We start from the raw sequence: 11149 nt of genomic DNA, 5'->3' as shown, positions 1-11149 counted from the left end.
TGAGCCCGTAGAGGACTTTCACCTCCTAGATCAACGCCATGCTCGGCGCACAAAACAAAAAGCGCCTCACATTGGAGGCGCTTTTCAATTTAATATTTTGAAGTAAGTCGGCAGAGGTTAGTCTGAATTACTCAGTACCACCAACGGTTAGCGAGTCTAGTTTCAATGTTGGTTGACCAACACCCACTGGCACACTTTGACCAGCCTTACCACACACACCCACACCACGGTCGATGCTTAGGTCGTTACCCACCATAGACACCTGCTGCATCGCTTCGATACCAGAACCGATTAGCGTCGCGCCTTTCACTGGGTGAGTGATCTTACCGTTTTCAATCATGTACGCTTCAGACGCTGAGAATACGAACTTACCTGATGTGATATCGACCTGACCGCCACCGAAGTTCGGTGCGTAGATACCTTTCTCAACCGTCGCGATGATCTCTTCCGGTGTGTGTTCGCCCGGTAGCATGTATGTATTCGTCATACGTGGCATTGGAAGATGCGCGTATGACTCACGACGACCATTACCTGTCGGTGCTACACCCATTAGACGAGCGTTCAGCTTATCTTGCATGTAACCTTTTAGGATGCCGTTTTCGATTAACGTATTGTACTGACCGTTAACACCTTCATCATCGACGTTCAATGAACCGCGTAGATCCGTTAATGTACCGTCATCGACAATCGTACATAGGCTTGAAGTTACTTGCTCACCAACTTTGCCAGAGAATACTGACGACTCTTTACGGTTGAAGTCGCCTTCTAAACCGTGGCCTACCGCTTCATGCAGCAGAACGCCCGGCCAACCAGAACCAAGAACCACAGGCATGGCACCAGCAGGCGCTGCAACCGCTTCAAGGTTAACTAATGCTTGGCGAATCGCTTCATCCGCAAATTGGTAAGCAACTTGAGTGCCTTTGTCATCACTTAAGAAGAAGTCGTAACCAAAACGGCCACCACCACCAGCGCTACCACGCTCACGACGATCACCCTTCTGTGCAAGTACGCTAATAGACAAGCGAACCAGCGGACGAATATCACCAGCGTAAGTGCCATCAGTCGCAGCAACCAGCATCTGCTCATGCACACCACTTAAACTCACCGATACTTCAGTCACCATCGGCTCTTTAGTGCGAATGTAAGCATCTAATGATTTTAGTAATTCTGTTTTCTGCTGTTTTTCCCAACTCGCAAGCGGGTTAACTGCATCATAGTAAGCTTGATTAGAGTTGCGTTTGAACGCTTGAACCTTGCCGTTTTGACCTTGTTTAGCAATACCACGAGCCGCAATTGCGCTCTGCTTAAGACCATCCAATTGGATTTGGTCAGAGTAAGCAAAACCAGTCTTTTCACCAGATACTGCACGAACGCCAACACCGCAATCGATATTGAAAGAGCCGTCTTTAATAATGCTGTCTTCTAGCACTAAAGATTCGTGCCAGCTTGACTGAAAGTAGATATCAGCATAATCAATTTGGCGGGTAGCAATACTCGCCAATGTATCTGCGATATTTTGCTCCGTAAGCCCTGTCGGGTTCAGTAGCGCTTCTTCAATTTGATTAATGCTCATAGATGGCTCTTGTTTGTAATTAAAATTGATTGGTAAATCGAGAGTGTTGCGCGATGGGCATATTTTGCCTAATGGACTCGCAACTGGATGTGTCTATCTCAACCACCATACTTTTAGGATCTTGGTCTAACTGTGCGACCACTCGTCCCCATGGATCAACCACCATTGAGTGTCCCCATGTTTCTCTTTGGCAAGGGTGTTTTCCGCCTTGACCTACCGCGACAATCCACGACTGTGTTTCAACCGCGCGGCATCTTAATAGTACTTCCCAGTGCGCTTGACCCGTTACCGCTGTAAAAGCCGCAGGCACCACAATGATTTGTGCCCCTTGCTTACGTAACTCTGAATACAAGTGTGGAAAGCGCACATCATAACAAATACTCAAACCTAAGCGACCAAAAGGCGTTTCCGCTGTCACAACTTGGTTGCCCGGAGTGAAAATATCCGACTCTCGATAGCACTTATGGGCGTCAGCGACATCCACATCAAACATGTGTAGCTTGTCGTAATGAGCAACGAGGCAACCAAAATCATCAATCACCAAGGTGGTGGTCGTCACTCCGTTAGTTGTGCTTATCGGCATACTGCCAATGACGATCCAAATTCTGTGAAGCTTTGCTAGCTCAGAGATTTTCTTTTGCAGTGGACCATCATTAAAAGGCTCAGCACACTGGTGATAGTCGGCTTTACTGCCAAAAACTAACGCGTTTTCAGGGCAAACAACCCACTTAGCCCCCAACTCTTTGCACTTTGCAACTTCTTGAGCAAGGTACTCAAAGTTCAATTCAGGGCTGGGGCCAGATGTCATTTGAATCAACCCAACACAATCCATGTGTATCGCTCCTCCATTCATTATGATTCAGAAATCAGCATTTCACCGTATATTCGCTGACTCGGGCATAAGGTCTTTTCGGCTAATTTAAGGCCTATTCGGCTAATTTTCTCAGCTTCTCTGGCAGCTGAAACTCGCCAGAGCTACGAGAAAGTTCGCTCACCGTTGGTGAATCCAATGGTCCTTTCACCGAATAATTTACTTGGGTAAAGACTTCCACAACTGGCGAGATAACCGTGGTCACCGCCAATACGTACAGCGCCGTTTGAGGGGTTACCGCAAAGGCCGTTAATACGGGAATACCCGAGGTAATATCTGGGGTAAAGTTCACCTCAGCATCAACCTGACGCGTGTTGAGGTTAGCGATACCTTTGATTTTCATCTCACCTGCGACCGCATCCATGTTCAGATCATTGGTCAGGAAGATACCATTTTGAATCTCGCCCGTTCCGGTGATGCTGTTGAAGGCCATACCTTTATCAAACACATCTGAGAAATCGAGCTGCATCTTACGGATGATCGAATCTAGGCTAAACAGGCCAAGTAATCGAGCTGCGCCGCTCACATCCGAGATAATGCCTTTACCAAACTTGGTTTTAACGTTGCCATCAAGGGTATCCATTTTGATTCCCCAAGGTGAACCATCCCAATTTAGTTGACCTTCCAACGCGAATGGCGCTTTTTGAATCCCGGAAGTAATACCAAAGCGCTCCATGAGCTCGCTGTTGTTTTCACCTTCAACATCAACGGTTAACGATGAATGACTCTTGTCACCTTGCAGTTCCCACCAGCCACTCACATCCGCTTTGTTACCGCCGCTTCGCACCTGGATTTTGTTCCACTCGATACGATCTTCGTTCCTCGTCATTTCAACATCGACCTTACCCACCTTGTAGCCTTGCAGCCAAAAGTCGTTCAGCGTCAGGGTCAGGTTTGGCATCGCATCGTGGATCTCTCTATCCAATTTGGATATCAATGGCGCAGCTTGTTCTTTACGTTGCAGCAGTTGCTGATCTTGGTTGTTCTTATCACTCCACTCAGGAACAAACAGATGCAGACGATCCAGTGAAACTGTCAAATCATAAGGAGGCAGGTAGTTAATATCCCCTTCTAGCTCTTGGCTAGACACTTCCATTTGCCACGCCTGTTTGTTCTTACGAGCACTAAAATCGACGTCATTCCAAGAGATACCACCCAAGATCAGCTCTTTACTCTCAAAGGTAATACGGCTTGGCGCAGGTATGGTTGGCGTGTTCATTTGACTAAGTACAGCCGTTGAAGGCTTTACCGGTTCCATTACAACCGATAACCAATCATCGGCATTGAATTTGTCTGTACGAATCAGTGCGTGATGGCCCACCACCGGGCTAATTTTGTAGCCACCGCGACCAAGCACTAAGTTGGTCGCCGTTAACTCAGGCACGTCGCCTGTGATATCAATCTCAGCTTGGTACTTGGTGTTTGGCAATTGCAGGCGCGCGGTAATCGTCTCTTGGTTACCCGATGCCTGTAGCCTTGCAGAGCCACTTTCTAGTGATTTTTTCGCCAATGGATATGGGTAATCACTCGCCAAGTATTTTAGGTCTGACTGTAAGTCTAGTTGGTAGGTAAAGCCGATATCATTCAGCTGGATATCAATCTGGCTTTGCCATTGCGCATGACCTGATAAGCGGCTTAACCATTGCTCACCTATGTAAGGTTCTAGAGGCTTGACGTCCCAATCACCTAACACATCAATATCAACTGCATAGCCAGGACCATCATTAAGGCCCTTAAAATCAAGCGAGATACCTTGGTTAAGCAGATCCGCAGCGAGGCCATTTGCCGTCACTACGTCATTATCAAATTCAATTCGACCCGTGGTGTTCTCGAGCACCATTGGCGGCGCTTCAATCTCAACATGGTTGCCACTTAAGTCGGCGTAACCCCATGCTCTTGCTTCTTTTTCAGAATCAAACGGAATATTCAGCTGGAACTCAGAAGAGACATCACCACTCACTTGAAGTGCGGTTAAGGCTGCGCCTACCGAGCCCACCAGTGGCGAAGACGTCATGTAATCGCGTACTGCGTTGCCAGACGCCGTCGCTTTAGCTTCAATTTCAATATGGCCGCCTTCCCCTAAATAAGGAATGCGTCCTGTGATTCGATCTGCCGTCACATCCATCAGTTGAGCTGAGCGAGAATCCAGATGCATCGCATCATTTTCAAACAACAGATCAAGCTGAAGATCAGTAATCAGTGGCCACGCGGTATCAAAGCTGAATTTCGCATCTTCTAAGCCAACCCAAACCTGGAAAATACCATCGTGGTTAGTGTATGGATATTGAGACAAATCACCATGCCACAACAGTTTTACGGTATCCGCTTTACCGGCTTGAATCGCAGTTGAAAGGTAGTCTGTTAGATCTTGCCCAAGAGCCAGTGTAGGTAAGTAGCGCCATGTTTCACCGACATTGTAAGCGTCCGCTTCGCCGTAGAAGGATAAAAACGGGCTCGCATCTTTTGGGAAGTCTAAGCGGAATGCGCCTAGTACTTGTAAATCGGGGGTGGCAGCTGTGATTTTGTCTGACCACAGCTTCCAGCCGTTTTCATCTTGCTGCCAAACAATATCAACCTGACCTTGTTTGATATTCAAAGGCGCTTGGAATACGTCACCATAAGGGAACACATCGTCAATAACATGCAGGCTAGCTTTCGCTTCCGAGGCCGAACCAAACACACTACCAGACACTTGGCTAAAGCCTGGGACTAGTTCCCACTGCTCGATAGCAAGATCAGAAAAACTGGCTGAATAACGTAAACTGTCAATTCCCGAACCCATGGAAACACGGATATCAGAAACAGAGCCGCCCGGCGCCAATACGTTAATCATTTTGGTTGATTGTTCAGAGTCAGGCAGCAGCTTAATCAACGGAGTAATAGTCGCAATATCCAGCTCAGAAATGTTGAGTTGCCATGGACCTTGATTCCACTTGAACGCTACGTCGAGTTCCGGCCAAGGTGTGTCATCCGTTCTAAGGTTTAGTGAGTGACCATTTACTTGCCAACCATCATCAGTCGGCGACAACTTAAAGACACCGGACTCAAGCATGAGGTCATGCTCGCCATCTTCGTTCCACGCCAGTTCTGAGGGTAAAACCTCAACATAAGCGCTCACTGGCTTGCTATTTCGCAGCGTAAGCCAGCTATTCAAGCTCACAGTACCCGTTTCAATGCCGGATTCCGCCTGCATATAATGCGTAAGCCATGGCTTAACAGAAATGCTGTCGGCACTGACATAAAACTCACCAGTCACATCAGTCAGTGACCCACCATCAATAAAGTTAGCACTCACTGACAGAGAGTTTAGATTGGCATCTTTGATACTCACCACACCTTCAGCAAGGTGATGTTTGTCTGAATTTTGCCATTTTAAGGTTTCTATATCGAGCTGACGTTCTTCACCCGAAACAGAGTGATAAAGAATAGAAGAATCTTTTGCAGTTACATCGACGAGTGTTTTTAGCAGTAAATTATCGAGCTCTTGTATCACTCGCTTGGAAGACTCGGGATCTGTAGGTTCGTCTTTGCCATTTTGTCCGGCAAACAGATCAATTGAGCGGATATCAAGATACATTTGATTCATGACTAGATCGGCCACAACCGGGCGCATCTGCACGAGCGATTGAATCAAGTCAAACTCGACTTCAACACGCTCAACAGAGAAGGTCACATCTTCTGCATTGGGGAGGCTAGCTTTAACGCCTTGCAGAGCAATAGAGGGGTGAGTGTTACGCCAAAAACCGCCCACATCTTGAATCGAAAAATCAAAACCGGAGTGTTGGTTTACCCAAAGCTCAATTTCAGATTGATACTTGTTTAAATTGGGCAAGGCTACACGCAGTGTAGTAACGGCAATGGCTAGCGTTACTAAGAGAGTAACCACTAACCATAAACATGCACGTAGAATCAGAGTAACGCTTGAGCTCACAAAATTTCCATTACATCATAACAACATCAAACTGCTCTTGTATGTACAGAGGCTCAGCCTGGATTTTAACTTGCTTACCAATAAAGACTTCAAGCTCCGCAAGCGCATGAGATTCATCGCCCTCTAACGCCTCAGCTACGGCAGCTGCCGCATAGACCACAAATTTATCGGCGTCGTACGCACGATTCACTCGCGTGATCTCTCGAAGAATTTCATAACAAACGGTTTCAACTGTCTTCACACTGCCGCGGCCTTCACAAGCAGGACAGCTCGAACATAGGATATGCTCAATACTTTCACGAGTACGTTTACGAGTCATCTCAACCAAACCAAGCTGCGTGAAGCCATTAATATTGGTTTTCACACGGTCTTTGTCGAGCGCAGCCTCTAAAGAAGTTAGTACTCGCTTACGATGTTCCTCAGACAACATATCAATAAAGTCGATAATGATGATGCCACCTAAGTTACGTAGACGCAGCTGACGAGCAATCGCTTGAGTCGCTTCTACATTGGTGTTGAAAATCGTCTCTTCTAGATTACGACGACCAACAAACGCGCCAGTGTTGATATCAACCGTGGTCATCGCTTCAGTTTGGTCGATAATCAGATATCCACCAGACTTTAATTCGACTTTACGATCCAATGAACGCTGAATTTCGTTCTCGGTATCGTACATATCAAAGATAGGCTTATCACCTTCATACAGCTCAAGCTTGTCTGTCAGCTCAGGCACGTATTCAGAGGTAAACTCTTTTAGGTTTTCATATTCTAGACGAGAATCGACCTGAATCTTGCTCAGCTCAGTACCGACGAAGTCACGTAAGATACGTTGGCTTAAGCAAAGCTCACCATACAAACGAGTACGCGCCTTGTGCTTACCACGACGCTCTAATACTTTTAGCCATAATCGCTTCAAGAATGCGGCATCTTGTGCCAACTCATTTGAATCTGCACCTTCTGCTGCTGTGCGGATGATGAAGCCACCGTGTTCGTCACAGTAACGAGACACGACTTTTTTAAGACGGTTACGTTCAGACTCGCTGTCGATACGTTGAGATACACCAACATGACTTGCGCCCGGCATAAATACCAGATAACGAGACGGTAGAGTGATATCAGTGGTTAAGCGAGCACCTTTAGTACCAAGAGGGTCTTTGACCACTTGCACCACAATGTCTTGCCCTTGACGGACAAGCTCTGAAATATCACGAACCTGAAATTGTTTCTTTTCGTTTTCAGCGACACATTCAGTGTGTGGGACAATATCAGAGGCGTGTAAAAAAGCTGCTTTCTCAAGGCCTATATCCACAAAAGCCGCCTGCATTCCCGGAAGAACACGGCTTACACGTCCTTTATAGATATTTCCTACGATACCGCGTCGAGCATCTCGTTCGACATGGATCTCTTGAAGAGCCCCCCCTTCAATCATGGCCACACGAGTTTCACTCGGGGTCACGTTCAGCAACAATTCAGCACTCATGGTGCACCTCAGATTAGTAATTATAAGAATTCTTGCAGTAGCTGGTCCGTTTCAAATAAAGGTAAGCCGACAACGGCGTAATAACTACCTTCGATTCGGGTGACAAAGCGTCCGCCCAAACCTTGGATCCCATAGCTACCGGCTTTATCGCATGGCTCCCCTGTTTGCCAGTATTGTTCTATTTCTTTTTCACTGAGGGGTTTAAACCATACGTCGGTAATAATGACTTCTGTTCTTTGTTTTTCTTCTGAAACCACAGAAACCGCCGTCATCACTTGGTGACGTTCATTCGCTAACTGAGTAAGCATGCGCTTAGAGTCAGCAAAATCGGTGGGTTTCTCAAGCACTTGCCCTTGGCTTACGACGACTGTGTCAGAACCAAGAACGACTATATCAGAGCCATGATCTACAGTATCAGAACTAGGAACGACATGCTGCCTTTCAGAAGGGTTATCTTTCAATAAAGACAACGCAGCTAAAGCTTTATCTAAAGATAGTCGCTTAACATATTCTTCGGCGGTTTCTTGAGCGTGTTTACACTCTTCAACATCGGTTACGAGGACAGAAAACTCATAACCGAGTTGAGATAGCAATTCTTTGCGGCGTGGAGAGCCGGATGCCAAAACTAAATGTTTCTTTTCCATCGTCACGCTACCTCACATGCCAATGGCGACGCACGCGTCTCATTAATAAAAACATCCAAGGCCAAAGTATACAGTTTATCAATGCGCTCCATAACGATAACGGATTGAAAACAACATCTTGGATCAAATATTCACCAAAGAAGATCAACACCTCAAACAAGACCGTTAACGCGGCAATGATCATCGCTTGCTGCCATAACGCCATGTTACGAATGACGAGGAAGTTCATCGCAATAATGTACATCACTATTGCCATCATCATGCCTCGAATACCCAGAGTAGAGCCGATCAAAAGGTCCCACAATAAGCCTAAAATCAAAGCACTACCCACGTTAACACGATGCGGTAGAGCCAAAACCCAGTAACACGTAACCAGCAGCAACCAAGATGGTCTAAATAGATCTAAGCTACCAGGCCAAGGGATCGTTTGCAGAATAAGGGCTACTAAAAATGAGCAGCCAATTACGACCTTGCTTCTTAAAACGCTATTGGCCATCTTCGCCCTCTAACAATGCTTGTTCTATGCTCGATTGATCCGCTTGCATCTGTTTGTTTTCATCAGGCCATACAAGCAGCAGGTATCTGAGCTTATCGAACTCAACCACAGGCTCTGCTTTAATCACAGCGAACTCACGTTTCGGGTCGTAATCAACGGCCGTAACATAGGCGACTGGATAACCTTCTGGATATACCCCACCAAGACCTGATGTCACCAACAGATCTTCTTCTTGTATATCGGTACTGGTTGGAATGTGCTCTAGCTGGATCTCATCAATCATGCCATTGCCCGAAGCAATCACACGGATGTCATTACGAATAACCTGAACAGGAATCGCATTGTTTGCATCAGTGAGTAGTAATACACGACTATTATGAGCAGCAACGAAAGTGACTTGGCCGACAATGCCTTTTTCGTTGATCACCGGCTGACCTTCATACACCCCATCAATCTGACCTTTGTCGATCACGACTTGATGGCGATATGGTGAAGTGTCTACCGCCATAACTTCTGTGACGACTTTCTTCTCATCACGGATAAACGGCGAGCCTAACAGCTTACGAAGGCGCTTGTTTTCTTCTTGATATTGCTCAAGCAGAATCAGCTCGCTCTTCAGACGCAAGACTTCTCGTTTAATATTATGGTTAGATTCAATTAACCCTTTGCGAGTGCTAAAACGGTCGTAAACACCATCGAACATAGTGCGAGGCAAGTTGGCTGCATATTGAATAGGCGCAACCATGCTGTTTAATAGATAGCGAACATTTGAGAAAGCATCTAAACGACTATCAGCCAGCATAAGGCTGGCTGATAAAATTACAGCAAAAAACAGGCGCAATTGTAGAGAGGGACCTCTACCAAAAATTGGCTTCATTCTATATTTGGTCCTAGAGCTACATTTGATCCTATAGACAAGGTCCTAGGCTCTTTACATAAAACTAGATAAGAAAAGAGCCTAACACTAGATATTATTCTTCGCTGAACAGATCGCCGCCGTGCATGTCGATCATCTCTAGAGCTTTACCGCCACCTAGAGCAACACACGTTAATGGCTCTTCTGCAACAACAACAGGGATACCTGTTTCTTCTGTTAACAGGCGATCAAGGTCTTTAAGCAGTGCACCACCACCTGTTAGTACCATACCGTTTTCTGAGATATCAGAAGCCAGCTCTGGTGGACACTGTTCAAGTGCAACCATCACTGCAGATACGATGCCAGATAGAGGTTCTTGAAGTGCTTCAAGGATTTCGTTTGAGTTTAGGCTAAAGCTACGAGGCACACCTTCAGCAAGGTTACGACCGCGAACTTCGATCTCATTGACTTCATCGCCAGGGTAAGCTGAACCGATTTCGTGTTTGATCTTCTCTGCTGTCGCTTCACCGATCAAGCTGCCGTAGTTACGACGAACGTAGTTGATGATCGCTTCATCAAAACGGTCACCACCAATGCGAACAGAAGACGAGTAAACCACACCGTTCAGTGAGATAACCGCAACTTCAGTAGTACCACCACCGATATCAACAACCATTGAACCTGTTGGCTCAGAGACACGTAGGCCAGCACCAATCGCAGCAGCCATAGGCTCATCGATTAGGTAAACCTCACGAGCACCAGCACCTAACGCTGATTCACGGATAGCACGACGCTCAACCTGTGTTGAACCACAAGGTACACAAACCAAAACACGAGGACTTGGTTTAAGCACACTGTTGTCATGCACTTGTTTGATGAAGTGCTGAAGCATTTTTTCCGTTACGTAAAAGTCGGCAATTACACCGTCTTTCATTGGACGGATCGCTGAGATGTTACCAGGCGTACGACCAAGCATTTGCTTAGCAGCGTGGCCAACAGCAGCGACACTCTTTGCAGAACCCGCACGATCTTGGCGAATAGCTACAACTGAAGGCTCATCAAGAACAATGCCTTGGCCTTTTACATAAATAAGGGTATTGGCTGTACCTAAATCAATCGATAGGTCGTTTGAAAACATGCCACGAAGTTTTTTAAACATATTCTTCGCTCATCCTGCAAGAATTAGAAGACAAAAATTGCACTAAATGTACCAATGCCTTGCTGTTACGGCAAGGCATTGAAGTACAAACATGGACTGAAACCCGCAATTTCTTACAGATTCCTAACTTAAGGGGCAA

The 11149-nt window shown here is 46.3% G+C and carries 8 protein-coding genes; all 8 read right to left on the bottom strand.

Annotated features, from left to right (window positions below):
* Window positions 1-127: 127 nt before the first annotated feature.
* Window positions 128-1573 (bottom strand): metalloprotease TldD, encoded by a 1446-nt coding sequence (gene tldD / locus AB6F11_RS14890; protein ID WP_017061366.1) that lies wholly within the window; start codon window positions 1571-1573, stop codon window positions 128-130.
* A 19-nt stretch (window positions 1574-1592) separates the two neighbouring features.
* On the bottom strand, window positions 1593-2405 hold the full coding sequence (locus AB6F11_RS14885; protein ID WP_017061365.1) for a carbon-nitrogen hydrolase family protein: 813 nt from the start codon (window positions 2403-2405) through the stop codon (window positions 1593-1595).
* 94 nt (window positions 2406-2499) lie between these two features.
* Window positions 2500-6375 (bottom strand): YhdP family protein, encoded by a 3876-nt coding sequence (locus AB6F11_RS14880; protein ID WP_102393505.1) that lies wholly within the window; start codon window positions 6373-6375, stop codon window positions 2500-2502.
* A 10-nt stretch (window positions 6376-6385) separates the two neighbouring features.
* Window positions 6386-7855, bottom strand: coding sequence for a ribonuclease G (rng, locus tag AB6F11_RS14875; RefSeq protein WP_017061363.1), 1470 nt, complete (start codon window positions 7853-7855; stop codon window positions 6386-6388).
* 20 nt (window positions 7856-7875) lie between these two features.
* Entirely contained in the window at window positions 7876-8499 is a 624-nt protein-coding gene (locus AB6F11_RS14870; RefSeq protein WP_102393506.1) for a nucleoside triphosphate pyrophosphatase, read from the bottom strand.
* A gap of 7 nt (window positions 8500-8506) precedes the next feature.
* Window positions 8507-8995, bottom strand: coding sequence for a rod shape-determining protein MreD (gene mreD, locus AB6F11_RS14865; RefSeq protein ID WP_004735926.1), 489 nt, complete (start codon window positions 8993-8995; stop codon window positions 8507-8509).
* Window positions 8985-9872 (bottom strand): rod shape-determining protein MreC, encoded by an 888-nt coding sequence (gene mreC / locus AB6F11_RS14860; protein ID WP_004735927.1) that lies wholly within the window; start codon window positions 9870-9872, stop codon window positions 8985-8987. The genes mreD and mreC overlap by 11 nt, the downstream gene beginning before the upstream one ends.
* Before the next feature lie 94 nt (window positions 9873-9966).
* Window positions 9967-11010 carry a rod shape-determining protein gene (locus AB6F11_RS14855; RefSeq protein WP_017068734.1) on the bottom strand — a complete coding sequence of 348 codons (1044 nt, stop codon included), beginning with the start codon at window positions 11008-11010 and terminating at the stop codon, window positions 9967-9969.
* Window positions 11011-11149 lie beyond the last annotated feature (139 nt).

The sequence above is a fragment of the Vibrio sp. 10N.247.311.14 genome, assembly GCF_041467715.1.
Lineage (GTDB): Bacteria > Pseudomonadota > Gammaproteobacteria > Enterobacterales > Vibrionaceae > Vibrio > Vibrio crassostreae_C.
This window is presented reverse-complemented; position numbering and strand designations above follow the sequence as displayed.

Bases quoted from the DNA above. Each gene is read 5' to 3' on its own strand.
- tldD (WP_017061366.1), bottom strand. From the start codon at position 1,573: ATGAGCATTAATCAAATTGAAGAAGCGCTACTGAACCCGACAGGGCTT.
- AB6F11_RS14885 (WP_017061365.1), bottom strand. From the start codon at position 2,405: ATGGATTGTGTTGGGTTGATTCAAATGACATCTGGCCCCAGCCCTGAA.
- rng (WP_017061363.1), bottom strand. From the start codon at position 7,855: ATGAGTGCTGAATTGTTGCTGAACGTGACCCCGAGTGAAACTCGTGTG.
- AB6F11_RS14870 (WP_102393506.1), bottom strand. From the start codon at position 8,499: ATGGAAAAGAAACATTTAGTTTTGGCATCCGGCTCTCCACGCCGCAAA.
- mreD (WP_004735926.1), bottom strand. From the start codon at position 8,995: ATGGCCAATAGCGTTTTAAGAAGCAAGGTCGTAATTGGCTGCTCATTT.
- mreC (WP_004735927.1), bottom strand. From the start codon at position 9,872: ATGAAGCCAATTTTTGGTAGAGGTCCCTCTCTACAATTGCGCCTGTTT.
- AB6F11_RS14855 (WP_017068734.1), bottom strand. From the start codon at position 11,010: ATGTTTAAAAAACTTCGTGGCATGTTTTCAAACGACCTATCGATTGAT.